Genomic DNA, 26,028 nt, shown 5'->3' with positions numbered 1-26,028 from the left:
CGCGCACGTTCACCGCGGCGCGGAACGCGCGATCCACTTCGCCGCCGCCTGCGGGGTGGGATCGCGAAACGGGAAGCCCGCGGCAAGCAACACCCGGGGGAGGGTCAACTGGTCGGCCAAAATCTCGCCGGCAAACTCCCCAATCACCAGGTGCAGGGCGGGTGCTGGTACGCGCAACCAAGCCGGGCGGTTGAACGCGTGCGCCAATGCGCCGATAACTTCGCCGTTGGTGGCCGGGGTCGGAGCAACGATGTTGACCGGCCCGTCGGTGCCTTGGTCCAGCACATGCATGATGGCGCGCACGTGGTCGCGCAGGGTGATCCACCCCCAGTGGGCTTGGCCGCCCGCCAGCGGGCCGCCCAGGCCCAAGCGAATGAGCGGGAGCAGCCTGGCCAGGGCTCCGCCGCGCGGGGCGAGCACGATCCCCGTGCGCAGGAATGCCACGGGGATCCCGGAGTCGCGCGCGGGCGCGGCCGCGCCCTCCCAAGACCGCACCAGGTCCGCAATGAACCCCTTGCCGGGCCCGGACTCTTCGGTAAGGGTTTCGCCGGGCCTGTCGCCGTAGTAGCCAATGGCCGATCCCTGCACCAGGACGCCTACGCCCTGGTGCGCAGCGATGGCGCGGGACAGCAGATCGGTGGGGCCCACCCGCGAAGCGATCAACTCGGTTTTGCGGGCGGCGGTCCACCGTCGATCGGCGATCCCGGCGCCCGCCAGGTTCACCACGGCGTCCACGCCATCGAGCACCGATGCGTCGAGTTCCGCCCGGGCCGGGTCCCAGGCGCGCTGGTCGGCGAACCCGCGCGGCGCGCGAGTGAGGATGATCGCCCGGTCGCCGCGCTCGCGCAGGGCGCGGGTCAGAGCCGAACCGATGAATCCCGAACCGCCGGCGATCAGTATCGTTGCCATGCATGCAACGCTACCGCGCATGCGGTCTGTCGGCCCGACGGCCCGGGGACGAACGGGCGGCCGCCGCACTCTTCGTAAAAAAGAACTGCCGGGCGGAACCGCGTGGTTCCGCCCGGCAGTGGTGCTAAACCGGCGTGCCCTAGAGGTCCAGGTCACCCTCGAATGCCGCCTCCTCGATGCGGTTCTTGACCGCGGTGAGGTAGCGGGCTGCATCGGCGCCATCGACCAAGCGGTGGTCGTACGACAGCGAGAGGTAGGTGAACTGGCGGATAGCGATGACCTCGTCCCCGTCCGGGCCCTTGACGACGGCCGGACGCTTGACGATGGTTCCCGTTCCCAGGATCGCCGATGTTCCAGCGGGCACGATCGGGGTGTCGAACAACGCGCCGCCCGAACCCGTGTTGGTGATCGTGAAGGTGGCACCCGAAAGCTCATCGGGGGTCACCTTGTTGTTCCGGGTGCGCCCGGCCAGGTCGCCGATCGCCGCGGCGATCTGCGGCAGCGACTTTTCCCCGGCCTCGTGGACGACGGGAACAAGCAGCCCGCGCTCGGTGTCGACTGCGATTCCGATGTTCTCGGAACCCGGGTAGGTGATGATGCCGTCGGCAAGCACGCCGTTCACCTTGGGGTAGGCCTTGAGTGCCTCCGTGGCTGCCTGCACGTAGAACGGCAGGAAGGTCAGGTTCGCGCCGTGCTTCGCCCTGAAGGCTTCCTTGTTGGCCGCACGCAACTTGTATAGCCGCGTTACGTCGACCTCGACAACGGTGGTCAGCTGCGCCTGGGTTTGCAGCGCCTCGACCATACGCTCCGCGATGATCTTGCGCAGTCGCGAGGCCTTTTCCGTGGTTCCGCGAAGCGGGGACACCGGCAAAATGGTGGACGGTGTTTGTACCGACGAGGCCTGCGCCGGCGCCGCGGAGCTTTCCGCAGGAGCCGCGGTGGCCGCGGCCGCCAGGACGTCCTCGCGGCGGATGCGTCCGCCCACACCCGTCCCGGTGACCTTGGACAGGTCCACGCCCTTGGACGATGCGAGCTTTCGGACAACGGGCGTCACGTATCCCGATCCGGCGGTGCTTGCGGGGATCGGCGCGAGCGTTGCGGGAGCCGGTGCGGAGGGTGCCGCTGCGGCGGGTGCCGGTGCGGGCGGGGCCGCATGTGCGGGTGCCGGGGGAGCCACCGGTGCCGGGGGTGCCGGGGGAGACACGGGTGCCGGGGGAGCCGCGGGAGCAGCAGGCGCCACCGGTGCCGGGGCAGCCGGCGCGGGAGCCGCGGCGACCGGAGCGGTTGCGGGTGCGGGTGCGGGCGCACCCGAACCAACGATGGCCAGAACCGCGCCAACGGGGACCTCGTCATCTTCTTGGACGAGAATCTGCTGAATGATCCCGGCGACGGGCGACGGGACCTCCGTGTCGACCTTGTCCGTGGAGATTTCGACGAGCGGTTCATCCACTTCGACGCTGTCTCCGACGGCCTTCAGCCAGCGGGTGACGGTTCCTTCTGTCACGGACTCGCCGAGCGCGGGGAGGCGCACTTCTTCCGCGTCGCCGCCCGCGGCGGGAGCCGCGGCGGCGGGGGCCGGAGCCGCGGGGGCCGCCGGAGCGGGGGCCGGAGCCGCGGGGGCCGCCGGAGCGGGGGCCGCCGGAGCGGGGGCCGGAGCCGGAGCGGATGCGGGGGCCGGAGCCGCGGGGGCAGGCGCGGGAGCCGGCGCGGCCGAACCATCACCGATCACGGCAAGCACGGCGCCGACGGGGACCTCGTCATCTTCTTGCACGAGGATCTGTTCGATGACGCCAGCAACCGGCGAAGGGATTTCCGTGTCGACCTTATCGGTCGAAACCTCGAGTAAGGGTTCGTCGACCTCGACGGTGTCGCCGACGCCTTTCAGCCACCGCGTGACGGTGCCCTCGGTGACCGACTCGCCCAGTGCGGGAAGCTCCACGTTGTGGGACATGATTGGTTATCTCCTTCGCAGGCTCTAGTTGTGGGCGTGAAGTGGCTTGCCGGCGAGCGCCAGGAATGCCTCGCCGAGCGCCTCGTTTTGGGTGGGGTGTGCGTGAATGAGCGGAGCGACGTCCTCGGGGAATGCCTCCCAGCTGACGATGAGTTGGCTCTCTCCGATGAGTTCACCAACGCGTGCGCCGATCATGTGGACGCCGACAACGGGGCCGTCGGTCACGCGCACTAGCTTGATGAAGCCCTGCGTGCCCAGGATCTGGCTCTTGCCGTTACCGCCTAGGTTGTATTCGAGCGTCTCGATCGAACCCTCGCCGTACGCCTCCTTCGCCTTGGCTTCGGTGAGGCCAACGGACGCGACTTCGGGGTTGCAGTAAGTGACGCGGGGGATGTTCGACTCGATGATGGGGGCCGTGGACAGTCCCGCGATCTGTTCGGCGACGTAGATTCCCTGCTGGAAGCCGCGGTGGGCGAGCTGGAGACCGGGGACAATGTCACCGACCGCCCAGATGTTGCCGACGCCCGTGCGCAGGTTGTCATCGACGATGACGAACCCACGATCCATGGTGATGCCCTGCGCCTCGAAGCCCAGATCCTGCGTGCGCGGACCGCGTCCCACCGCCACCAGCAGCAGGTCGGCCGAGAAAGTCTTGCCCGATTCGAGGGTCACGGTCACGCCAGAGTCGTTCTGCACCACACCCGAGAACCGGTCGCCCAGGTTGAACTTTATGCCACGCTTGCGGTACGCGCGCTCCAACGCCTTGGACAGCGCCTCGTCCTCGTTGGGAACCAGGTGCGGCAGCCCCTCGACGATGGTGACGTCGGCCCCGAACGACTTCCACACGGAAGCGAACTCGACGCCGATGACGCCGCCGCCGAGGATAATCGCCGAGTTGGGGACATATTCGAGGTTGAGGGCCGCGTCGGACGTTATGACCCGCCCGCCGATTTCCAGGCCGGGCAGCGATCGCGAATACGAGCCGGTTGCCAACACGATGTGCTCGCCGGTGTAGCGCACGCCGTCGACCTCGACCTCGTTCTGGCTGACCAGGCGGCCCCAACCATTGATAACGGTCACCTTGCGGGAGGCAACCAGGCCCTGCAGGCCCTTGTAAAGGCGCGAGATAACGCCCTGCTTATAGACGTTCACCTTCGGCATGTCTATGCCATTGAGCTGCGCCAAAACACCGATTGAATCGGCCTCGCGCGTCTCGTCGGCAACCTCGGCGGCGTGCAGCAGAGCCTTGGTCGGGATGCATCCGTAGTGCAGGCAGGTTCCCCCCACCTTGTCGCCCTCAATCAGCGCGACGGATTTACCCAACTGTGCTGCGCGTAGAGCAGTGGCGTAACCGCCGCTGCCACCGCCCAAAATGACGATGTCGAACTTAGTGGTGGCAATTGCGTCGGCCACGTACAACTCCTTCGGTGCAGTTCATCCGGGGGGCTAAAGACCCATGGGGACACTTTACGACCAAACAGTGCGGCCGAGCCGCACGGTTTGTCAATTTCGGGCAAAATTGCGACCAAGGCCACATTACCCGGCTGTCGTGCGAAGTTACCACCCGGGCCTATCGACCCAGGGCGCGATTCTCAATCACACGCAAGAGGGTGAGCAACCCGAACCCGGTTCCGCCCGGCGCATTGATCCCGCGCGCACCGCGCTCGTTGTAGGCGGGGCCGGCCACGTCGAGGTGCGCCCACGGCACATCGTCCACGAATTCCTTGAGGAACAATCCGGCGACGAGCATTCCGCCGAACCGGTCCCCGATGTTCTTCAGGTCCGCGACCTGCGATTCCAGACCGTCCTTGAGATCCTCGGGCAGCGGCATCGGCCACATCGACTCATCCGCCTCGCGCGCCGCGGCAAGCACGGCCGATCGCGTTTCGTCAGTGCCCATGACCGCCGCGATATCGGGGCCCAACGCGACGAGCTGCGCACCGGTCAGGGTGGCAATGTCGATCACCGCATCCGGCTTCTCCGCAACCGCCGCGCTCAGGCCGTCGGCAAGTACCAGGCGGCCCTCCGCATCGGTGTTGAGGACCTCGACGGTCTTCCCGTTACGCATGGTAATCACGTCGGAGGGGCGAGTGGCGCTGCCCGAGGGCAGGTTTTCGGCCAGGCACAGCCACCCGGTGACCGCCACCGGGAGTTTGAGCTGGGCCGCCGCCAGCACGGCGCCAAGAACGGTGGCGGCCCCCGCCATGTCGGACTTCATGGTTTCCATCGACTTCGCCGGCTTGAGGGACAACCCACCCGAATCGAAAGTAATCCCCTTGCCCACCAGCGCGATGTGCTGCTTGGCGCGGGCGGGCCTATAAGCGACCTTGACCAACCGCGGGGGGCGAACCGAACCCTGCCCGACGGCCACCAACCCACCGAAGCCGCCGTCGGCCAGCGCCTTGGAGTCGAACACGGTCGTCTTCACGCGCGCCGCCTTTGCCGCCTTCACCGCGTAGTCCGCAAAGGCCTGCGGGCTCAGGTCGTTGGGCGCCTCGTTGACAAGGTCACGCGTGCGGTACACCTGTTCGGCAACGACCAGGACACGCTGCGTCAATTCGTCGGCGACGCCCGCCAAATCGGCGGGCAGCAGCACGCGGATGACCGCCTGCGCGGCGTCACCGGCACTCTTCGACCTGTAACGGTCGTAGGTATAGGCGCCCAAAACCGCCCCCAGCCCGACCGCGACTGCCTGATCCCTGTCACCGATGGGAAAAGCGAAGTGCAGATCGGCCGACCGCGTCACCAGCGCGCGCGCGGCGCTGGCCGCCGCGTCGCGCAGCGAGGTCACGGTCGCGTCCGCGCCAATACCCGCGAGCACCAGGGGAGACGCCCCCGGGCCGAGCGCCAACGTGGACACCGCGCCAGCTGCGGGCTTGATGCCCAGCAACGCGAAGTCGGTGCCCGCGGGCACCTGGGCGCTGAGCGGCCCCAGTACCGTGGTGGACGGCTCGGCGCCGCCACCCGACACCGCGGCAACGCGAATAACGGGGGAATCGGAGGCGGGGAACTCGTCGACGAATGAAAACAACGGAAGCGCGGTAAATTCAGTCACGCCTTCGATGCTATCGCCCCGGGGACAAAACTACGCACCGCGAAATGGCGATAGGCTCATCCCTGTGACGACTCTTGCCTGGATTTCATGCGCGCCGCTGGTGGTGCTGATCTGCTGGAGCTCGGTTTTCGCCGCCAAGGACCGCGCGGTCATCCTCAACCAGCTTTGGGTCGCCGCGGTCGGCGAAGCCATATGGCTGATCCAGGCGATCGCGGGTGGAATCCTGAGCCGCGGGGGCGGCGGCGCGGACGACTTCGTCACCTGGATCAGCTACGCAATCATTGCGCTGCTCATGCTGCCCGGCGCGGCGGCGGTCGCCTTCGTCGAACGCACGCGATACAGCTCGGTGGTTATGGTCGTGGTCAGTTTTGTCATGTTGGTGATGCAGTGGCGAATGCACGGCATCTGGGAGGGTGTCGCGTGAGTGAAGCCGAAACGTCCGGCGAAATGCGCCATTCGGGGCGCGGCCCGGGACGCGTCATCGTGACGGTCTACGCGATTTTGGCGTTGGCCGCGACCGCGCGCGCCACCGTGCAAATCGCGACGAAGGGCAGCGAAGCGCCCCTTGCCTACGCGCTGTCGTTGGCCGCCGGGATCGTTTACATCGTTGCGACCATCTCGCTTGCGCGTGACGGGCGATGGCGGCCCGTGGCGTGGGCCGCGGTGGGAATCGAGATGATCGGGGTCGTCACCGTTGGGATTCTCAGCCTCGTCGCCCCCCAGGATTTTCCCGACGCCACGGTGTGGTCGCAGTTCGGTAGGGGATACGGGTGGATTCCGCTGGTGTTGCCGGCCGTCGGAATGTGGTGGCTGTGGCGCACGCGCCCCCGACAATCGGGGACAATGTAGTTAGCGCGTTCACCGGCGCGCGTGATTCAACCTAACCGAGGTGCCCTCGATGCTTTATAACGCGATCTTTTCCCTGGTTTTCAAACGCATGGATCCCGAAGTGGCCCACGAACTCGCGTTCCGCGCGATCGAAACCTACGGAAAGGTCCCGGTGCTGCGCAAACTTGGCCTGGGGCTGATCGCGCCGTACCGGCCCACCGCCGGCACCAAGGTATTCGGGCGCACCGTCGTCGCGCCGTTCGGTCTGGCAGCCGGATTCGACAAGAACGCGCGCGCCGCGGTCGGATTGGCTCACATCGGGTTCGGATTCGTCGAGGTCGGCACCATCACCGCGCTGGCCCAGCCGGGGAACGAAAAGCCGCGTTTGTGGCGCGAGATCGCGATCAAGTCGTTGCGAAACCGCATGGGATTTAATAACGAGGGCGCCCAGGTCGTCGCCAGGCGCCTCGAGCGCCTGCGGCGGACGCGGGTGGGACGCGAGGTGGTGCTCGGCGTCAACATCGGCAAGTCGAAGGTGACGTTGGCGCAGGACGCGGCGATGGACTACGCGACCAGCGCCTCCCTGCTGGCGCCGTACGCCGACTACCTGGTCGTGAACGTGTCGTCGCCCAATACCCCCGGGCTGCGGGATCTGCAATCGGTCGATGCCTTACGGCCGATCCTCGAGGCGACCCGGCACGCGGCGAACATCGCGACCGTGCGGGCGGGCAGGCCCGATGTCCCGATCCTGGTGAAAATCGCTCCCGACCTTGCCAACGCCGACATAGACCAGGTCGTGGACCTGGTCAAGGACATGAACCTGGCCGGGGTTGTCGCCGTGAATACCACGATCAATCACGATCTTGGGCCCGGCGGTTTGTCCGGGCCGCCGGAGCTGGCGCGCGGGCTGTCCGTCGTCCGGCGCGTACGCGAACGACTGGGGCAGGACTTCGTGGTGATCGGTTGCGGCGGGATCACCACGGCCGATGACGCGCAGGCGTACCTCGATGCTGGCGCGACCCTAGTGCAGGGGTACACCGGGTTCATCTATCGCGGGCCGCTGTGGGCGTCCAGGGTGAACCTGCCGCTGGTGCGCGGCACCGCCACGGCGACCACGCACCCGCGCGTCTACCCCGAGGTGGGGTCCTTCGAAGAGTAGGCGGTGCGGGTGGGGTGCCGCGGGCTGGGGTACCCCACCCGCGTCGTTGGTGCGGCGCGCCGCGCCGCGTTACCGCGAAGCCGGGCGGCTCGCGCGTTCCAGCGCGACGATGACGTGTTCGTAGGTTTCCCCGGTGCCATGCTCCATGCCTAGCTCGCAGGTGCGGTTCCCCGAAAGGTGCGCTTCGGTGGCGGCGGCGCGCACCTCGGCCGCCTCTTCCTCGGTCGCGGTTTCGTTGAGCTCCTTGTGTAGGAACCCGCGGTCCCCGGCAAAACCGCAGCAAGTCGCGGTTATGGGAACCACGACGTCGTCGGCGACGCTGTGGGCCAGCGCGATCAGATCGTCCTCGATGCCGAGCGTGTGCATCGAGCAGGTGGGGTGAACCGCGGTGCTAGAGACAGTTTTTTGGATGGAGAGGTCCGGTAGCACGTACCGCCGCACCCAAGTCATCGAGTCCATGATTGTCAGCTGCGCATGCATGGCCTTGTGCTCGGCGTCGAGGTGTTCGACCACCTCATGGGTAACACCCAGGGTGCAACTGGCCGCGTCGACCACGATCGGCAGCTTGCCGCCCGCGGACCACCGATGCATATCCTCGACGATCCTTGCCGCCATCAACTCGTTGCCGTCCTTGAGGCCCTTGGACTGCCAAATGGTCGCGCAGCAATCACCCGCGATGTCGTCGGGAATCCACAGCGGGTGCCCCGTGCGCTCGCCCAAGGCGACCAAGGCCTGCGTGACGCCTACGTGCTTATCGGTGCCACGCGGCGGCCCGAAAATCCGGTTGATGCAGGCCGCGAACAGCACGGCCTGGGCCCCCGCGTGGTGGGTGGTCGGTAGCTTCGGTGCGGCGCCGGGCATTTCGGGAAGCCACTGCGGGAAAATGTCCTTCCCCACGACCGTGCGGGCCACATCGGTAATCGCCCGCAGGCCGCGGTCGCCAATGACTACGCGCATCGCACCCGCCGCGCCGATTGCCACTCGCGCCACCGGGGCGATGGCGCCGAAGTGCTTCGCGGCCGCCTTGCCGACGCGCTGACCGGTGGGGGAGAACGAATCGCGGCGCACCCGCTTCATGGCGTGGCCGGTGTCGATCCCGACCGGGCACGCAATCGCGCACGACGAATCGCCTGCGCAGGTGTTGACGGCGTCGTATTCGTAGTCCTCGACGAGCTGGTGTTCGAGCGGGCCGTGCCAGCCCTGCCTAGCCAACTCGCGCTGCAACGCGATCCGCTGCCGCGGGGTCGTGGTGATATGCCGCGAGGGGCACACCGGTTCACAGAACCCACACTCGATGCAGGGATCGAGGTCAGCGGCGACCAGCGGCATCGACTTCAGGTTGCGGAACGCAGCGTCCTTATCCTTGTTCAAGAAGACGCCCGGCGCCAGGAGCCCGTCGGGATCGAGCGCGTGCTTCACCTCCCACATGAGATCGATGGCCTTGGTGCCCCATTCCTGCTCGATGTAGGGGGTCATGTTGCGTCCGGTGCCGTGTTCGCCCTTAAGGGAACCGTGGTATTTGTCGCAAATGAGGTCGACAAGATCGTCCATGAACCGCCGATACGTGGCAACCTGCTGCGCGTCGGCAGCGTCCAAATAGAGGTAGAAGTGCAGATTCCCGGCCGAGGCATGTCCGTTGACGGCACCCGTGAATCCGTGCTCCACGAGGAGCCTTTGCAAATCGGGGCAGGCACTGGCCAAATCGGTCGGCGGCACGCACACGTCCTCCGTAATGAGCGCGGTGCGGGGCGGGCGCGCCGCGCCGACGGTGGCCAATAGGCCGGAGCGGACGCGCCAATACCCACCGGAAACCGCAGAATCGCGGGTGAAGGAGCCGGTCACCGGGCCCGCTGCCTGCGCCGCGTCGACGACGGCCTGCGCGCGCGATTCGAATGCGGCGAGGGCGGCCTCGTCGTTGGATCTCAACTCGATCAGGACGGCCGCATCGGTCGCATCGGGTCCCAGCGTGCGCATCCAGTCCGGAGCCCCCGCGACCCCCGCGGCGGAACGGATCGATGCGGCGTCGAGTAGTTCGACCGCTTGCGCCCCCGCGTCGTTGAAGCCCGGAACCGCGGCTGCCGCGCTTTCGAGCGTGGGGAAACGGAAGAACGCGGTTGTGTGGCGGCGCCCAAGTTCGAGCGTGTTCCACACTGTGTCCGCGATGAACCCGAGCGTCCCCTCCGAGCCCACTGCAAGGAGGCGCAGTATCTGCGCGGGCGAATCCTCGTCCAAGAAGGCATCGAGCCGGTACCCAGACGTGTTCTTGATCGCGAACTTGCGGCGAAGCAGCGCGGAAAGCTCCTCATCGGCGCGGATCCTGTCCCGCAAGTCGACCAGCTTCGCGAACAGGGCGGGCTCGTTCTTCTCAAGAACCGCATCGGCGTCCGCGCTGCCGGTATCGATCACGGTGCCCGACGCGAGCACGATCGTTGCGGATGCGAGCGTGCGGTAGGAATTGAATTGGGTTCCGCACGTCATGCCAGACGCGTTGTTGGCGAGCACGCCCCCGATCGTCGCTGCCGCGGAACTGGCGGGGTCGGGGCCAAGCTTGCGACCATAGGGAGCAAGATGCGCGTTTGCTCTAGTCAGGACGATTCCCGGTTGCGAGCGAAGTTGTTTCCCGCCGCCCAGCGCGCTGATTTCCCGGAAGTGCTCGCGCACATCCACCAGGATGTCGTCGGTTTGCGACTGCCCGTTCAGGGACGTGCCGCCCGCCCGGAATGTCAACGATCGGCCGCTCTTGCGGGCGTAGTCCAGCAGGCCCTGCACATCCTGTATCGAACGGGGCCGCACGACGACGGCCGGGATGTACCGATACGGTGACGCGTCCGTGCCGAATCTGACCAGATCGATCGGCTCGCTGAGGACATTTTCTTCCCCCACGATCGCCTGCAAATCGGTCGCCAGTTGATGCGGGGAGCCCACTGACACGATCGCGGAGGCCGCGTCCGGTGCTGCCGCGCGGATCGGTCGTTGGAATGCTCGTCGGATTGAAACCGCTGGTGACATGGCCGCTTCCTTCGCCGGGGGATGATCCTATTTCATCCTACGACGAGGAGTTGCGGGCCGCTTGGGACGTCGGGCGCGCGTTTCTATTCGGGGTAGTTGCCGTGCTTATCGAAGCGGGGGCGCGGCATGCGCCAGCGGCGAAATTGCAGGGCGCGGCTGGCCGCATATATGCCCAAGGAGCGTTCGGTCGACAGAGTGTGCTCCGAGAACTTGGCCTTCAAGCGCTTCTTGAGCTGGAACCACATGACGAAGGTGTCACCGATCGCCAGGATTCCGTACACGTAGACGATGCCCATGGAAGCCAAGGAGATTACCGGCCACTTGTTCGTCACGACAGACAAGATCAGCAGCACGATCGCGGACACCAGGAAAAACTCCCCGAGGTTCCAGCGGGCATCGACGAAATCGCGGATGTAGGCCTTGACGGGGCCGCGTTCCCGGACGGGGTAGTGGGCAACGTCGCCGACCTTCATTGCGTGGTATTCGCGGTCGCGTTCGATGCGGTCCTTGTCCCGTGCGGCCTTGGCGGCAGCCTTGCGGTCGTTGGCCACGAGCGGGCGACGGTTTGCCGCCTCTGCTTCCTTACGCGAAGGAGTGGCGTGACCCTTACCCTGGCGTTCGGCGGGATCGGTGGATTCGGCGGCGTTATCGGGGTTCATTTGCGAAGGCACCCAGGCATTCTACCGGGGAAAACCGGCAATCGGGTCTACGGTGGAAGACATGAGCGAAAGCATCCACAACGAAGAAGTATCCCGCGGCGTGGACCGGATTTTTCCTGGCGTGGTCGAGACCCTGAAGGAACTTGTTGCCATACCGTCCGTATCGGCGCCGGCGTTCGACCAATCGACGCTGCTTGTCAGCGCGCGGCGCATCGTCGAGTTGCTGGCGGAGGCCGGGATTCCCAACTCGCGGATCATTCAGACCGCGCATTCGCGTCCCGCCATCATCGGCCACCGGCACGTGAGCGACGACGCTCCGACGGTGGTGTTGTACGCCCACCACGACGTCCAGCCGGTCGGTGAGACGGCCGCCTGGGATACGGATCCGTTCGTGGCCACGCAGATCGGCGATCGCCTGTTCGGCAGGGGAGCGGCGGACGACAAGGCCGGGATCGTGGCGCACCTGGGGGCGCTGCGTGCACTGGGCGACGACCTGCCCGTCAACGTCACCGTGTTCATGGAGGGCGAGGAAGAGGTTGGCTCCCCGGCAATGCCGGAGATTTTGGACGAGATCCGCCATGACCTTGCAGCCGACGTCTTTGTGGTTGCAGATTCTTCCAATTGGAAGGTGGGCGTCCCCTCGCTGACGACATCGCTACGCGGGCTGGTTTCACTCGATGTGACGGTGCGGGTGCTGCGTCATGCCGTCCATTCCGGGATGTATGGCGGCCCCGTGTTGGACGCTTTGACGCTGCTGTCGCGGCTCATCGCCACCCTCCACGACGAACGCGGCAACATTGCGGTTGCGGGGCTCAGTCATTCCTCGGATCCGCGGGTGGACATGCCCGAGTCCGACCTGCGCGCCGATGCCGCGGTGCTGGACGGCGTTGAGTTGGCGGGATCCGGTTCGCTCACCTCGCGATTGTGGACCAAACCCGCGATTTCCGTCATAGGCATCGATGCTCCGAGTGTTGCCCACTCATCGAATACGCTCATCCCGGCGGCAACGGCCAGAATCTCGGTGCGGATCGCGCCCGGGCAGACCCCCGACGCGGCCGAGGCCGCGCTGCGCGCACACTTCGCGTCCAACGCCCCCTTCGGCGCGAGCGTGGAGGTAGTTCGCGCCGAGAATTCGGGTCGCCCGTTCCTGGTGGACGGCGCCGCCCCCGCGATGGGGGTCGCTCGCACGGCATTCGCGCAAGCCTGGGGAACGGAGCCCGTCGACATCGGCATCGGCGGATCGATACCGCTGGTCGCCGACCTCAACGAGTTGTTCCCGGACGCAACGATTCTTGTCACCGGCGTCGAAGACCCCGACTCGCGGGCCCACGGCGCGAATGAATCGGTGCACCTGGGGGAATTGCGCAAGGTCGTGGAGGCCGAAGCGCTGCTACTGTTAGGGCTTGCCGGGCGGTAGGCCGCTGGTCGGGGGCGCGGGCCTCGTCGAAGAATTGTGGCGCTAGATTCCGGGCAGGGCAAGCATTTGGTCGAGCGCAGCCCGGGCCCAGCGCGCGTCGTCGGCTGCGACCGTGATCTGGTTCGGGACCACACCATCGAGCAATTGCTCCATTGCCCACACCAGGTGCGGCAAATCGATGCGGTTCATCGTTGAGCAGAAACACACCGTCGAATCGAGGTAGTGGATGTTCTTGTCGGGATGCGCCAACGCCAGGCGCCGCACCAGATTCAGCTCGGTACCTATCGCCCAACTCGATCCGGGTTGTGCACGGTCCAGCGCCTTGATGATGTATTCGGTCGAGCCGACCATGTCCGAACTCTCGATGACCTCGTGTTTGCATTCGGGGTGGGAGATGACGGTGACACCGGGTACCTTTGCGCGCACCTGATCCACGTTTTGCTTCGAGAAGCGACCGTGCACGCTGCAGTGGCCGCGCCACAGGATCATTCGCGCATTCGCCAATTGTTCTTGGGTCAGCCCACCGCCGGGGCGGTAGGGGTTGAACACCACGCAATCGTCCAGGCTCAGCCCGAGTTTCAAGACCGCGGTGTTGCGGCCCAGGTGCTGGTCCGGAAGGAATAGCACCTTGCCCGTTCCATCCACCCCGCCCACCTGATCGAAGGCCCACCGCAGGGCCACCTCGGCGTTCGATGACGTGCACACGGTGCCACCGTGGCGACCGGTGAAAGCCTTGATGGCGGCCGTCGAATTCATGTACGTGACCGGAATGGTTTGGTCGGCGATTCCCGCTTCGACCAGGTCGTCCCACGCCGATTCGACCTGGTCGATGTTCGCCATGTCCGCCATGGAGCACCCCGCTGCCAGGTCCGGCAGGATGACCTTCTGGCTGTCGGACGTGAGGATATCGGCACTTTCGGCCATGAAGTGCACGCCGCAAAAGAGGATGAATTCGGCGTCGGGGCGAGCGGCGGCTTCGCGCGCCAATTTGAACGAGTCGCCCGTAACGTCGGCGAACTCGATGACTTCATCGCGTTGGTAATGGTGTCCGAGCACGAAGGCGCGGTCACCCAGGGCGGCGCGCGCCGCGCGGGCGCGCGCGATCAGTTCGGCGGGCGACGTCTGCGGCAAGATGCCTTCGCATTCAACTCCGCGTTCGGAGGCGAGGTCGACGCCGCGACCCATCAACAGCAACGATGTCGGGCTGGCGGCCGGCTCCGCGAATGTTCCCGCGGCGGGGCTTGATGGGCCGGATAGGAACGGCGCGTTCAGCAAATCACTCACCCGGCAATTGTTCCATATGGTGCCCCCGCCGCCTAGCGGCACTGGGCTCTGGCGGGCAGGCTTGCCCGCGCCCCCTCGCTTGTTTCACGAAATTGTGTTCGTGGGTGCGCGCGCATCGGCCGCGGTGCGTTCCCGCACGAAGGCGAGCGCGTACCGCCGGGATTGTCGAGGGCTACTCCCCGATGGTAGCAACCGGATACTTGGTCGCCTGCCCCGAACCGTCCCTGCGCGGATCCGGGGCCGGCAGGTCCACAGGGGCACCGTCGGCGCGGCTGGCGCGCGGCGCGGCCGGGCCGACCCAGGCAGCCGTCAAAGAATCCTCCCCGCGCAAGAACCGCTGCGAGCGCACCCCACCGGTGGCGCGGCCCTTCCCCGGATACGCTTCGAACGGCGTCACCTTGACGGAACCGCCGTCGATACCCGGTAGCCCCTCGCGGGCGCCCGCAACGGTAACCACCACAGCCCCGTCGATAGCCGCATCGCGGCCAACCGCCCCGAAGAACACGGCGTGTTCGCCTGCGGCGAGCCGAATTCCCGCCATGCCCGCAGCAGCACGGCCCTGCGGGTTGACGGCGGCGGCAGGGAAATGCAGCAGCGACGAATCCGATGAGACGAAGACCAACTCCGCTGCCTCACTCGTTTCCACGGCTCCTATCACACGATCCCCGTCGCGCAACGAGATGACTTCCCAATCATCGCGGCTCGGCGCAGGACCCGGCGCCACCCGCTTCACCACCCCCTGGCGCGTGCCCAGCGCCAGCACCGCACCTTCATCGGCGAGCGAGATGAGGGTGACGGGGGCCTCGTCCCCGATCAAATCGACCAATGACGACAACGGAATCCCACCCGCGATGCTGGGGGCGTCGAGAGTGGGCGGCAACACCGGGAGTTCCAGCGCCGAAAGGCGCACGACCCGCCCGGCCGACGTCACCACACCTATATCGGATCGGGCCGTCGTCGACAAGGTGGCGCGCAGGCCGTCATGATGCAGGCGTCCGCCCGCCCGCGAAACGGGTTCCGCATCCGCGGTACGCGCCACAAAACCGGTTGCCGAGAGCACCACCTGACACGGCGAATCGGGGACTTCCAGTGGCGCGGCCCCGCGCTTGCCCGCCGATCCCGCGTTCCCGCCGGGGGTCGCGCCGCCTGCAGCATCAAGGAGGATCGTGCGGCGCGGCGTGCCGTACTGAGCAGCGGCCGCATCCATTTCGTCGCCGACGACCTCTCGCAGACGCGCCTGCGATCCCAGAATCTTCTCCAATTCGGCGATTTCATCGCGCAAGGAATCTCGTTCGGATTCCAGCTCGATGCGAGAAAACTTGGTCAGCCGCCGCAGGCGGAGTTCCAAAATGTAGTCGGCCTGCAACGCGGAGAGGTCAAAGACGGTCTGCAGGCGGGCCTTGGCCTTCTCGCTATCGTCGGACGCGCGAATGACCTGTATGACCTCGTCGATATCCAGTATGGCCAATAGCAGGCCCTCGACGAGGTGGAGGCGTTCACGTTTCTTGGTGAGCCTGAACTCACTGCGGCGACGAACCACCGTTACCCTGTGGTCGATCCACACGCGGAGCAGTTCCTTGAGGCCCAGCGTTCGCGGCTGACCCTCGACCAGGCAGACGTTGTTGATTGCGAAGGAATCTTCCATCGGCGTGTAACGGAATAGATGCTCCAGCACGGCCTCCGGATTGAAACCTGTCTTGACCTCAATGACAAGCCGCAGGCCGTGATTGCGGTCGGTCAGGTCGGTCACCGCGGAAATGCCCTGGAGCTTCTTGTTCTGCACGCCCTCCTTAATCTTGTCTATCACCTTCTCAGGGCCGACAAGGTAGGGGAGCTCCGTGACGATAATTCCCTTGCGTCTGGCCGTGACATTTTCAATAGACGTCGTCGCGCGCGTGCGAAATGAGCCGCGGCCTGTTCTATATGCGTCGCGGATACCCTCAAGCCCGACTATTTTGCCGCCGGTCGGCAGGTCGGGGCCCGGGACAAAGCGCATCAGCGCTTCCAAATCGGCATCCGGATTGTCCAAGAGGAACCGGGCCGCCGCTATCACTTCGGTCAGGTTGTGCGGTGCCATGTTGGTGGCCATTCCGACGGCAATGCCCGACGCGCCGTTGACCAGCAGATTTGGGATGGCCGATGGAAGAACGGATGGCTGCGTAAGCTTGTTGTCGTAATTGGGGACAAAATCGACGACATCTTCGTCGAGGTCGGCAACCATGGCCATCGCGGCCGCTGCCATCCTCGCCTCGGTGTAGCGTGACGCGGCCGGCCCGTCATCGAGCGAGCCGAAGTTTCCATGCCCATCAACCAGCGGCAACCGCAGCGAGAACGGTTGCGCCAGGCGCACCAGCGCATCGTAGATCGCGCTATCGCCGTGCGGGTGCAAGCGACCCATGACGTCACCTACGACGCGCGCGGACTTAACGTAGGGGCGATCCGGGCGCAGGCCCATCGCCATCATCTGAAAGACGATGCGGCGCTGCACGGGTTTGAGGCCGTCGCGGGCATCGGGCAGTGCGCGAGCGTAGATCACGGAGTAGGCATATTCGAGGAACGAGCCCTCCATCTCCCGGGCGACGTCGATTTCGATAATCGTTCCATCGCCGTGATCCTGGGCGGATCCGGTGGTCGATTTTGCTGCCATTGGGTCGTGCTCCTTGGGTGGGGACGCGGTATTGAGCCGCCACGCAATCCGCTGTCGCTGCGCAGGAAAGCATGCACGGGCCATTGGCATTTTCCCACGAATGGGCGGCGGTGCCCCCACTCCCGTCGGTCGAGGGCGCGGTCGGCGTTTGTGGGGGTGGTCTCGATACGCCCGCTGCGCGGGCAACTCGACCGGCGGGGGCGTCGAGTGCGGTGGTTTGGTTCGAGTGCGGGGTTTTGTGCAGGGGTTTTGATTGAAGGGGGCGCGGTCGGCGCTTGCGGGGGTGGTCTCGATACGCCCGCTGCGCGGGCAACTCGACCGGCGGGGGCGTCGAGTGCGGTGGTTTGGTTCGAGTGCGGTGGTTTGTGCGGGGGTTTTGACTGAAGAGGGCGCGGTCGGCGCGTGTGGGGGTGCCCGGTGACGTCGAGTGCGGCGGTGCGCAACCCGACCGGCGGGGTATCCGGGCGGGCCGCCAGGCCGTAGGCTGATGGGGTGGAGGCCCCAACGATGGCGTGGGATGCCGACGTTTTGCTGGCGAACGGCTCCATTGCGCGGATACGACCTATAGTTCCTGCCGACGCGCAGGCGCTTCAGGTGTTCCACCGCGCCCAAAGTGACCAGTCGACGTACTTTCGTTTCTTCGCACCGGTTCCCGAACTCTCTCCACAGGAACTGTCCCACCTGACGACCGTCGACAACGTGGACCGGGTCGCGTTGGTGGTGGTTGAGAGGGAGCAGGCAGAATCCGCGGGCCCCGGCGCAGCAGCTAACCCAGGGCCCCGCACAGATTCGATCATCGCGGTCGGAAGATTCGACCGATACGGCGAAGACCAGGCCGAGGTCGCCTTCAACGTCGCCGATTCCCACCAGGGCATGGGACTCGGATCGATCCTGCTTGAACACCTGGCCGCGATCGCGCGGGAAATCTCGATCACGCGGTTCACGGCGGAGGTGCTGCCCACTAACGCGAAGATGTTGCGGGTATTCGACGACGCGGGCTACCGCACAGAAAAGCGCCACGACGACGGCGTGGTAGCGGTCTCGATCGATTTGGATCCCACTCAGCGATCGACTGCCGTGAGCGCCGACCGCGAATGGCGTTCCGATGTCGCATCGATGCGGCCGGTGTTCGAAGCCCGCCGTATCGCCCTGGTGATCGGGAGCGACGGCCCCCAGATGCCCCCGCAGGCATTCGACACGTTGCTCGCCAACTTGCAACGTTCGACCGCTCCCATAGCCGTTAGCGTCATGGCGCCGCCGGGCGACACGCGCTGGCGGGACCCGAAACACCGCGAGATTCTGGCACAAGACGCAACGAACGGAACCGCTGGCATCGACTTGGCGCTCATCTGTAGTGCATCAGGCACATGGGCTGGGGTGATAGAGGACCTGGATGGAAGCGGGGCTGTGGGGGCAATCATCTACGCGCAGGCGCCCATCGGCGGTGCCGACCGCGATGATCCGGGAGCGGCACTGCGGCGGGCCCGCCGGGCGGGAATCCGCATCATCGGCCCAGGCTCGGCGGGGATCCGCATCACTCGCGACGACGGAACCCTGGACGCTACGTGCATCGATTGCGGCGATGTGGCAAGCGACCCGGGTGCCGGAGTGTTCTGTCAGTCCGCGGTCGCCGCCGCGCTGACCGCTCGCCGCCTGCGTGAAAACGCCGTCGCTGTTTCGTCGTTCATTAGTGCCGGCGATCGCATCGATGTCAGCGGCAACGAAGCGTTGCAGTGGTGGGCGCAAGACAACTATTTCGTTGCCGGCGGGGTGTATTTGGAATCGCTTGGTAACGCCCGCAAATTTGCCCGCGCGGCAAGACGCCTCAGCGCCCGCTCACCGCTTGCGATCTTGACCGCTGCCGCAACCGGGGGCGCGACCGTGCCCGGTCACCGCACGCGTACGTCCGCCTCCGCAAGGCGCACGTTGGCCACCTTGTTCAGGCACGCGGGGCTTATTCGGGTGGCGGACATCGATGAGCTGGGTGACACCGTGGCGTTGCTTGCCGCCGGGGCAGTGCCGCACACCGATCGCATAGCGGTTAGCTCCGAGGTGAGCGGCGGCGCGGAGCTGGTCGAGATGGAATTGTCCGCGCGTGGGTTTGCGGTCCGTCGAGAGCCCGCGGTGTCACCGACGACCGGCCAGGATAAGGACGAGATCCGCGTCCACGTTCTCCAACGTGCCCGCGATGTGGGACCAGCATCCTTGCTGGTCGCCCTGGAGGGATCAGGTGGGCGCACCCGCACCCCCAGCGTCAGCTCCCCGTCGGCGGCCGCCCAAGCGTTGCGCGGCGCGCGTGACTACGCGCTGTGGCGTGCGCGGGACCACGGGGAACTCGTCCGTGCAACCGTAGATCGCGCAAGGGCTCGCCGCCTTTTGCGTCGGTGGGAACCCGGGGAACAACCGCGGGCGCATTTGGCTAACCTGCTGGACTGCTACGGGGTCGAGTTGGCCCGCCTGGAGCTCGTGACAGACCTGCCCGGTGCCCTTGCCGCCGCCGACGCGATCGGGTATCCGGTTGCCCTTACCACAGGTGCTCCCGGTCTGCGGCACCGCTCGGACCTGGGCGTAGTGCGTCTGGGAATCGGATCCGCCGCAGAATTATCCGGAGCTTTCTTGAATCTTGTGACCGAGCTCGACCGGCTGAACGTGCAGACCTCTCCGTTGCGGCTGCAAGCGATGGCACCGGTTGGCGCGGCATGCGTGGTGCGCAGCCGCGAGGATGAACTGTTCGGGCCAGTAGTCTCCGTCGGCATCGCGGGGGACGCCACGGACTTGCTAGATGACTGGGCCGAGGTTCTGCCGCCCGCAACAGAGGCGGATATTCGCGGGGCCTTGGATCATCTGGTTGCAGCGCCGCGTTTGCGTGGCGTGTTCCCCACGCCCCCCGTTGACCGCGAAGCACTCGCGGATATTATCGGTCGCGTCGCCCTGCTGGCGGATGACAATCCCGAGATTGCGAGCCTGGAACTGCGGCCGGTCGTGGTTGGTGGCGACGGCGCGCGGGTCCTCGACGGGCGCGTGGTAGTTGGGAGGGCGCGCCGCAACGATAACGAGCGGCGATGCCTGGTGCGTTGGTAGGGGCGCGCGGCACTGCCTGGTGCGTTGGTAGGGGCGCGCGGCACAATGCGCTTTTGTGATACACGCGCACGCGCACAGTCGGCCGATGTCGTCGGGTCCAACTAGGATCGTACCTATGGCAGTTGGAATTGATCGGCGCGCACTGAAGAAAGACGTCGTAGAATCGGGGTATTACCCCACTTTGGTGTTAGACGTCTTGGACGTGGCATTGGCTGGCGAAGAGCCCGTGAGTCACTTCGTGCACGTCGAAACCACGTTCGTCATGGCTCAGGTGCAGCGCCATGTCACGGTCTTTGTGCTCACCGACACCCGCCTGATCCTGGCCCATGTCGATGACCGTCCTGCCGACGACAAGAACCCGACGTCGTCGGCCGCGGCGACGACGGAGTCGATCGTGCTCGGTGCGATACGGACGGTCGCAATGACGTTCGGCGTATCCGATCCGGAATCGCACACGATGGGGCAAGCACCGCAAGACGTCACTCTCGCGATCGCGTGGGGTGCCGTGAACCGAATCGACATCGGTCCCGCCGATTGCGGGGATCAGAACTGCACCGCGGATCACGGATTCACGGGTACGGTAACCCCCGATGACATCGTTGTTCGCGTGGCCGCGCAGGCGGAGGGCGCCGCCTCGGTCGGCAAGGCGATCGGGTTCGCGCGCGCACTTTCTGCGGCAACTGCGCGCACCTCCGGCAAGCTCTTCTAGGCGTTCCCATGACTCTGCCTGGTCGCGCTTCGGCGCTCGGTATGGTGTGGCCCGGGGTCGATCCGCAGGCGATTGACGTGGTGCCGCCGGTCAGTGGCGGCGTGACGGGGGTCTTGGAATCACTAGATTTGGGGTCCGGGAATTCGCGCGTCTGTGTGGTCTTGGTCGACGGGTTGGGCCGGCTCAATATCGACGAGCGCTCCGGGCACGTTCCGACTCTGCGCTCCGGGATCGCTGCCGGCAGGACGGTGCAGGCTCCGTACCCGTCGACCACGGCCGCCTCTATCGCGGCCTTCGGGACGGGGTGTGCTCCGGGGCAAACCGGCATGTTGGGCTACACGGTGCGCGAACCCGTGACCGGTGTGCTAGGGAATCTAGTGCAGTGGACGGGGCTCCCCGCGCCCGAGATATGGCAGCCGCGCCAGCCCATTTTCGGAAGGCTCGTCGCTCAGGGGGTTGCTGTCACAAGCATCGGACCCGAGCGTTTCCGTGATTCTGGCATGACGCGGGCCTCGCTGCGCGGGGGAGCGTACGTAGGTGCCGAGGACTGGTACCAGCGAATCGATGCCGCGGCGCGGGCGCTGCGCAAACCGGGCCTGGCCTATGTCTATTGGGGGGACCTAGACAAGGCCGGGCACCACTACGGGTGGAATTCGAGCAAGTGGTCCGCCGAACTGGAAAAGGTCGATGCCGGAATACGGCGCCTGCTGGCGAGTGTCCCCACCGACACGACCGTAATCGTGACAGCGGACCACGGCATGATCGACATCGACCGCGCGCAACGCTGGGATGCCAGCACGGAACCGGGCCTAGCCGAAGATGTCGTGACGACCGCGGGCGAGCCGCGGGCGCTGCACGTTCACGTCGCCCACGGGGCCGATTCGGCAGCGGTCGCGCATCGGTGGCAGGACGTCCTGGGAGACAGCGCGCTGGTTATGGTGCGCGAAGAGGCGGTCGCCGCGGGACTGTTCGGCGAGGTGGATCAGGCGATGATCCCGCGCATGGGCGATGTTATCGTCGCGATGGCCGGGCGCGCCACGGTGGTCGATTCCAGGTCGCAAACTCCCGCGTCCATGGAATTGATCGGCGTCCACGGTTCCATGACGCCGCACGAAATGCTTGTTCCCGTGCTGCGGTGGGATAAGTAGGGTCTTATCCTTCCGTTTGCGGGTCACAGCCGGGCCGCTGAGTGGTTGCGGCGGGATAAGGGGGCCAGGTTCCGTCACGTGCGGCAGCTCGGTTTCGTCGCGTGCGGCCGCTCGCGTTAGCTCCAGCGGAATAGCTTGTTGACTCCCCACCCCAGCGCCGTGGACCACGCCAAGAGGATTATGACGCAAATCGGCGGCAAGGATCCGGTTTGTAGCGCGCCGCGCATGGCCTCTCCCAGTGCGCCTGAGGGAAGGAAGAGGGCCAGGTGCTGCCAGAAGCCGGGCAGCTGTGACACGGGAGCAAGGACACCGCCCCCGACCACCAGCGCGGCTAGCACCAGATTGGCGACGGCGAGCACGGCCTCCGCGCGCAAGGTTCCAGCGGCCAGCATCGCCAAGGCGGTAAAAGCGATTGTGCCAACGACGACCATCAGCAGCGCGGGCAGAATGCCGGCAGGGTCCGGGCGCCAACCTAGGAACGCGGCAACGATTGCGATGAGGGCGATCTGCACCGCCTCAACGGCGAAGACGCCCGCGATCTTGCCGATCAATAGCCCCGATTTGCCGAGCGGGGTGGTGGCCATGAGCCGCAGCACGCCGTTGCGTCGGTCGAATGCCGTCGCGATCGCCTGCGACGTGAACGACGTGGTCATAACCGCCAGCGCCACCACGCCGGGGGCCACCACATCGATGCGGCGGGCCCCACCCGTTGCGATCGAGACGACGTCAGTCTTTGCGAGCAAGACCAGCAAAAACAGCGGGAAAATGATGGTGACCATCAGCTGCTCGCCGTTGCGCAGAATCATGCGGGCCTCGAAGCCCGCCTGCGAGAAAGCGCGCCGCAGCGCCATACCGTCGTTCATCACCGCAGCTCCCGTCCGGTCAGGTCCAAAAAGACATCTTCGAGACTGCGTTCGTTGACCGACAAGGTTCGTATCAGCAGGTCCTGGCCCTCGCACCACTGCGTGAGCTGGGCAACGACCGCGGGGCCAATGTCGCCGGATGCCGTGTAGTGCCCCGGTGCGGCCTCGGTCCAGGTCAGGGTCGATCTGGCACCGAAGACGGGCGTGAAATCGCGCCGCGCCTCGGTGGACCAGCGCAGCGTCGAAACTGCGGGGCCGGTCGCGGCTTCGGCCCCGACCAAATCGGGCACAGATCCCTGCGCAATAACCCTGCCCCGATCCACTATGACGACGTGGTCGGCGAGGGCGGCGGCCTCGTCCATCATGTGCGTGGTGAGGACGAACGAGACGCCTTCGCCGCGCAACTCTTCAATCAAGGACCACACCGCGTGCCGCGATTGCGGGTCCATTCCGGCTGACGGCTCGTCGAGGAAGACAAGTGAGGGACGCCCGATCAGGGCGGCGGCAAGTGCCAGCCGCTGCCGCTCGCCGCCGGACAGGCGCCGAACGGTCGTTGACGCGAATGAGGCCAATCCCAGCGTGTCCACCAGGTCGTCGACGCTGCGTGGGTGCGCGTACATCGAGGCGATATGGCGCAGCATTTCGAGCGCGCGAACGCCGGTCGGCAGGCCGCCGTCTTGGAGCATCACCCCGACGTGCTCGCGCAGCGCCGGGTCGTGCGGGTCCCTGCCCAGCACCTTGATTGTCCCCGAGTCCGCGGTGCGCAGCCCCTCGCAACACTCGATCGTCGTGGTCTTGCCCGCTCCATTGGGGCCCAAAATGGCGGTGATTTGCGAGCGCGGGGCGGTGAATGTCATCCGGTCGACGACGCGTTTTCCTCCGTAGGACTTCACGACGTCACTCAGCGCGAGGGCGGCCTCGGTGGGGGCGATGGGATCAGGCACCCGAGCAGTCTATCCACGAGATGGTGGGCGACGTGTGAGGCTTGCCTTGCTTGCAATAGGGCAATTAGTGAACAAAGATGTTGAGTATATGAACGCGCGTATCAGGGATGAAAGTCCTAATTCGCGCCAGATTGTACGCATTTTATACCCAGGGAGGTGCCGCATTGGAATTAGTAACCAGTGACGAGGCGTCGACCCGAGCGCGGGTGATGGAACTCATTGTAGAACGAGGCCCGGTCACCGTCGCGAGCCTTGCGACCGAACTGGGGCTGACTACGGCAGCCATCCGGCGCCATATCGCTTCCCTCGAATCCAGCGACCGGGTCGAGGCCCGCGACCTGTCCTCCTCCGTTGGCAAGCGCGGGCGTCCGGCGCGCCATTACGTCGCCACCCGCCAGGGACAGGCGTCCCTGCCGGACGCATACCCCGATCTGGCGGCGCAGGCGCTGCACTTCCTGGCGCACACCGCGGGTAAGGACGCCGTCGAGGAGTTTGTCCGCACACGCCTGGCGGAATTCGAAGAACGCTACGCATCGCGGGTGACGGGTGACACCGTCGCGCAGCGGGCGGCGCAATTGGCGGAGCTGCTCAGCCAGGACGGGTACGTAGCATCGGTCCGCTCGGTGCCCGGAACCACGACCCTGCAACTGTGTCAGGGGCACTGTCCGGTCCAATCGATCGCAACCGAATTCCCGGAATTCTGCGAGGCGGAATCGCAGGTCATCTCGCGGATTCTCGGATCACACACGCAGCGCCTCGTCACACTCGCAAACGGCGGCCACGTCTGCACCACGACCGTCCCGATCGGCATGCCGCGTGGCCCCAGCGCCGCCTGCTAACCACAAGACTCTTACCTCGTAGTTTCGACACCCCCTAAGGACAACAATGACGGCTCCCACTGATACGTCCCAGCCTCGCAGCGACGAAGAGATCATCGCGTCCATTGGCTCGTACGAATACGGATGGCACGACTCGGACGCCGCGGGCCAAAGCGCCCGGCGCGGTTTGAACGAGGACGTTGTCCGCAACATTTCGGCGCTCAAGAATGAGTCGGAATGGATGCTCAAGACGCGCCTGAAGGCATTGAAGCTGTTCGACAAGAAGCCGATGCCGCACTGGGGCGCCGACCTGTCGGGCATCGACTTCGACAACATCAAGTACTTTGTGCGTTCCACGGAGCGGCAGGCGGCCAGCTGGGAGGACCTGCCGGAGGACATCAAGCGGACCTACGACAAGCTAGGTATTCCGGAAGCGGAGAAGCAGCGCCTGGTTGCGGGCGTTGCCGCGCAGTACGAATCCGAGGTGGTCTACCACCAGATCCGTGAGGACCTGGAGGCCCAGGGCGTGCTGTTCCTCGACACGGATACGGGACTGCGCGAGCATCCCGAGATTTTCGAGGAGTATTTCGGTTCGGTCATCCCCTCGGGTGACAACAAGTTCGCCGCCCTGAACACGGCGGTGTGGTCGGGGGGATCGTTCGTGTACGTGCCCAAGGGCGTCCACGTGGAAATCCCGTTGCAGGCCTACTTCCGGATCAATACCGAGAACATGGGCCAATTCGAGCGCACGCTCATCATCGCGGACGAGGGCTCCTCGGTCCACTACGTCGAGGGTTGCACGGCACCGATCTACAAGTCGGACTCGTTGCACTCTGCTGTCGTTGAGATCATCGTCAAGAAGGATGCAAAGGTCCGCTACACCACCATTCAAAACTGGTCCAGCAATGTCTACAACCTGGTGACAAAGCGGGCTACGGTTGCCGAGGGCGGCACGATGGAATGGATCGATGGGAACATAGGGTCGAAGGTCACCATGAAGTACCCGGCCGTGTACCTGATGGGTGCGCACGCGCGCGGGGAGACGCTCTCGATCGCGTTTGCCGGTGAGGGGCAGCACCAGGACACGGGTTCGAAAATGGTGCACATGGCCCCGTACACGTCATCGTCCATTATGTCGAAGTCCGTTTCCCGCGGTGGGGGGCGATCGTCGTACCGCGGGCTGGTGCAGGTCAACGAGAACGCGCATCATTCCAAGTCGAACGTCCTGTGCGACGCCTTGCTGGTCGACACGATTTCGCGATCGGACACCTACCCGTATGTCGATGTGCGCGTCGACGACGTGGAAATGGGTCACGAGGCGACGGTGTCCAAGGTCTCCGAAGACCAATTGTTCTACCTGATGAGCCGCGGACTCGAGGAAACCGAGGCGATGGCAACGATCGTACGCGGATTCGTTGAACCGATCGCCAGGGAACTTCCCATGGAGTACGCCCTCGAACTCAACCGCCTGATCGAACTGCAAATGGAGAACTCGGTCGGCTAGCCGACCGCGTGCACCTGCAACTCTTTGATTTCAAACAACGAAT

19 protein-coding genes are annotated in these 26,028 nt (G+C 65.7%); 9 read left to right on the top strand and 10 right to left on the bottom strand.

Going from position 1 to position 26,028, the window contains the following annotated elements:
- Nucleotides 1-9 precede the first annotated feature (9 nt).
- From FB389_RS02400 to FB389_RS02385, 4 genes are all read right to left on the bottom strand, one after another.
- Nucleotides 10-909 (bottom strand): TIGR01777 family oxidoreductase, encoded by a 900-nt coding sequence (locus FB389_RS02400; RefSeq protein WP_142111195.1) that lies wholly within the window; start codon nucleotides 907-909, stop codon nucleotides 10-12.
- Between the two features lie 139 nt (nucleotides 910-1,048).
- Nucleotides 1,049-2,860, bottom strand: coding sequence for a 2-oxoglutarate dehydrogenase, E2 component, dihydrolipoamide succinyltransferase (gene sucB / locus FB389_RS02395; RefSeq protein WP_142111194.1), 1,812 nt, complete (start codon nucleotides 2,858-2,860; stop codon nucleotides 1,049-1,051).
- A gap of 24 nt (nucleotides 2,861-2,884) precedes the next feature.
- A complete protein-coding gene (gene lpdA / locus FB389_RS02390) occupies nucleotides 2,885-4,273 on the bottom strand; it encodes a dihydrolipoyl dehydrogenase (RefSeq protein WP_142111193.1) in 1,389 nt (462 codons plus the stop codon).
- Nucleotides 4,274-4,430: 157 nt separating this feature from the next.
- On the bottom strand, nucleotides 4,431-5,915 hold the full coding sequence (locus FB389_RS02385; protein WP_246043479.1) for a leucyl aminopeptidase: 1,485 nt from the start codon (nucleotides 5,913-5,915) through the stop codon (nucleotides 4,431-4,433).
- A gap of 64 nt (nucleotides 5,916-5,979) precedes the next feature.
- On the opposite strand from FB389_RS02385, the gene FB389_RS02380 reads away from it, so the two are divergent.
- From FB389_RS02380 to FB389_RS02370, 3 genes are read left to right on the top strand one after another with little or no spacing between them, the layout of a single operon-like run.
- Nucleotides 5,980-6,339, top strand: coding sequence for a hypothetical protein (locus FB389_RS02380; protein ID WP_142111192.1), 360 nt, complete (start codon nucleotides 5,980-5,982; stop codon nucleotides 6,337-6,339).
- A gap of 23 nt (nucleotides 6,340-6,362) precedes the next feature.
- On the top strand, nucleotides 6,363-6,764 hold the full coding sequence (locus tag FB389_RS02375) for a hypothetical protein (RefSeq protein WP_142113442.1): 402 nt from the start codon (nucleotides 6,363-6,365) through the stop codon (nucleotides 6,762-6,764).
- 49 nt (nucleotides 6,765-6,813) lie between these two features.
- Nucleotides 6,814-7,902: a quinone-dependent dihydroorotate dehydrogenase gene (locus FB389_RS02370; protein ID WP_142111191.1), complete on the top strand. Its 1,089-nt coding sequence runs from the start codon at nucleotides 6,814-6,816 to the stop codon at nucleotides 7,900-7,902.
- A gap of 69 nt (nucleotides 7,903-7,971) precedes the next feature.
- Here the strand turns inward: FB389_RS02370 and FB389_RS02365 are convergent, their stop codons facing one another.
- Both FB389_RS02365 and FB389_RS02360 read right to left on the bottom strand, forming a co-directional pair.
- Nucleotides 7,972-10,911: an FAD-binding and (Fe-S)-binding domain-containing protein gene (locus tag FB389_RS02365; protein WP_142111190.1), complete on the bottom strand. Its 2,940-nt coding sequence runs from the start codon at nucleotides 10,909-10,911 to the stop codon at nucleotides 7,972-7,974.
- An 83-nt stretch (nucleotides 10,912-10,994) separates the two neighbouring features.
- The gene (locus tag FB389_RS02360; RefSeq protein WP_211344933.1) at nucleotides 10,995-11,582 is read right to left on the bottom strand and encodes a DUF3043 domain-containing protein; all 588 of its coding nucleotides are present in this window, start codon (nucleotides 11,580-11,582) and stop codon (nucleotides 10,995-10,997) included.
- A 49-nt stretch (nucleotides 11,583-11,631) separates the two neighbouring features.
- Between FB389_RS02360 and FB389_RS02355 the strand changes: the two genes are divergently transcribed.
- The gene (locus FB389_RS02355; RefSeq protein WP_142111189.1) at nucleotides 11,632-12,987 is read left to right on the top strand and encodes a dipeptidase; all 1,356 of its coding nucleotides are present in this window, start codon (nucleotides 11,632-11,634) and stop codon (nucleotides 12,985-12,987) included.
- Nucleotides 12,988-13,029: 42 nt separating this feature from the next.
- On the opposite strand, the gene nadA is transcribed toward FB389_RS02355, so the two are convergent.
- Both nadA and FB389_RS02345 read right to left on the bottom strand, forming a co-directional pair.
- Nucleotides 13,030-14,271, bottom strand: a complete 1,242-nt coding sequence (gene nadA, locus FB389_RS02350; protein WP_170207837.1) for a quinolinate synthase NadA — start codon at nucleotides 14,269-14,271, stop codon at nucleotides 13,030-13,032.
- A gap of 172 nt (nucleotides 14,272-14,443) precedes the next feature.
- The gene (locus FB389_RS02345) at nucleotides 14,444-16,918 is read right to left on the bottom strand and encodes a DNA gyrase/topoisomerase IV subunit A (protein WP_142111188.1); all 2,475 of its coding nucleotides are present in this window, start codon (nucleotides 16,916-16,918) and stop codon (nucleotides 14,444-14,446) included.
- 492 nt (nucleotides 16,919-17,410) lie between these two features.
- On the opposite strand from FB389_RS02345, the gene FB389_RS02340 reads away from it, so the two are divergent.
- From FB389_RS02340 to FB389_RS02330, 3 genes are all read left to right on the top strand, one after another.
- Nucleotides 17,411-19,999, top strand: a complete 2,589-nt coding sequence (locus tag FB389_RS02340) for a GNAT family N-acetyltransferase (protein ID WP_142111187.1) — start codon at nucleotides 17,411-17,413, stop codon at nucleotides 19,997-19,999.
- 115 nt (nucleotides 20,000-20,114) lie between these two features.
- The gene (locus FB389_RS02335) at nucleotides 20,115-20,708 is read left to right on the top strand and encodes a DUF5998 family protein (protein ID WP_142111186.1); all 594 of its coding nucleotides are present in this window, start codon (nucleotides 20,115-20,117) and stop codon (nucleotides 20,706-20,708) included.
- A gap of 8 nt (nucleotides 20,709-20,716) precedes the next feature.
- Nucleotides 20,717-21,856 (top strand): alkaline phosphatase family protein, encoded by a 1,140-nt coding sequence (locus FB389_RS02330; protein ID WP_142111185.1) that lies wholly within the window; start codon nucleotides 20,717-20,719, stop codon nucleotides 21,854-21,856.
- A gap of 116 nt (nucleotides 21,857-21,972) precedes the next feature.
- On the opposite strand, the gene FB389_RS02325 is transcribed toward FB389_RS02330, so the two are convergent.
- Both FB389_RS02325 and FB389_RS02320 read right to left on the bottom strand, forming a co-directional pair.
- Nucleotides 21,973-22,719, bottom strand: a complete 747-nt coding sequence (locus tag FB389_RS02325) for an ABC transporter permease (protein WP_142113437.1) — start codon at nucleotides 22,717-22,719, stop codon at nucleotides 21,973-21,975.
- Nucleotides 22,719-23,663: an ABC transporter ATP-binding protein gene (locus tag FB389_RS02320; RefSeq protein ID WP_246043478.1), complete on the bottom strand. Its 945-nt coding sequence runs from the start codon at nucleotides 23,661-23,663 to the stop codon at nucleotides 22,719-22,721. Before FB389_RS02320 ends, FB389_RS02325 begins: the two co-directional genes overlap by 1 nt.
- A gap of 164 nt (nucleotides 23,664-23,827) precedes the next feature.
- On the opposite strand from FB389_RS02320, the gene FB389_RS02315 reads away from it, so the two are divergent.
- Both FB389_RS02315 and sufB read left to right on the top strand, forming a co-directional pair.
- Nucleotides 23,828-24,502 carry a helix-turn-helix transcriptional regulator gene (locus tag FB389_RS02315; RefSeq protein WP_246043477.1) on the top strand — a complete coding sequence of 225 codons (675 nt, stop codon included), beginning with the start codon at nucleotides 23,828-23,830 and terminating at the stop codon, nucleotides 24,500-24,502.
- Nucleotides 24,503-24,548: 46 nt separating this feature from the next.
- Nucleotides 24,549-25,985 (top strand): Fe-S cluster assembly protein SufB, encoded by a 1,437-nt coding sequence (sufB, locus tag FB389_RS02310; RefSeq protein WP_142111183.1) that lies wholly within the window; start codon nucleotides 24,549-24,551, stop codon nucleotides 25,983-25,985.
- The last annotated feature ends 43 nt before the right edge of the window (nucleotides 25,986-26,028 follow it).

The sequence above is a fragment of the Rarobacter incanus genome (assembly GCF_006715765.1).
Taxonomy (GTDB): Bacteria; Actinomycetota; Actinomycetes; order Actinomycetales; family Cellulomonadaceae; genus Rarobacter; species Rarobacter incanus.
This window is presented reverse-complemented; position numbering and strand designations above follow the sequence as displayed.

Bases quoted from the DNA above. Each gene is read 5' to 3' on its own strand.
- FB389_RS02400 (WP_142111195.1), bottom strand. From the start codon at position 909: ATGGCAACGATACTGATCGCCGGCGGTTCGGGATTCATCGGTTCGGCT.
- sucB (WP_142111194.1), bottom strand. From the start codon at position 2,860: ATGTCCCACAACGTGGAGCTTCCCGCACTGGGCGAGTCGGTCACCGAG.
- FB389_RS02375 (WP_142113442.1), top strand. From the start codon at position 6,363: ATGCGCCATTCGGGGCGCGGCCCGGGACGCGTCATCGTGACGGTCTAC.
- FB389_RS02370 (WP_142111191.1), top strand. From the start codon at position 6,814: ATGCTTTATAACGCGATCTTTTCCCTGGTTTTCAAACGCATGGATCCC.
- FB389_RS02365 (WP_142111190.1), bottom strand. From the start codon at position 10,911: ATGTCACCAGCGGTTTCAATCCGACGAGCATTCCAACGACCGATCCGC.
- FB389_RS02355 (WP_142111189.1), top strand. From the start codon at position 11,632: ATGAGCGAAAGCATCCACAACGAAGAAGTATCCCGCGGCGTGGACCGG.
- FB389_RS02345 (WP_142111188.1), bottom strand. From the start codon at position 16,918: ATGGCAGCAAAATCGACCACCGGATCCGCCCAGGATCACGGCGATGGA.
- FB389_RS02335 (WP_142111186.1), top strand. From the start codon at position 20,115: ATGGCAGTTGGAATTGATCGGCGCGCACTGAAGAAAGACGTCGTAGAA.
- FB389_RS02330 (WP_142111185.1), top strand. From the start codon at position 20,717: ATGACTCTGCCTGGTCGCGCTTCGGCGCTCGGTATGGTGTGGCCCGGG.
- FB389_RS02325 (WP_142113437.1), bottom strand. From the start codon at position 22,719: ATGAACGACGGTATGGCGCTGCGGCGCGCTTTCTCGCAGGCGGGCTTC.
- sufB (WP_142111183.1), top strand. From the start codon at position 24,549: ATGACGGCTCCCACTGATACGTCCCAGCCTCGCAGCGACGAAGAGATC.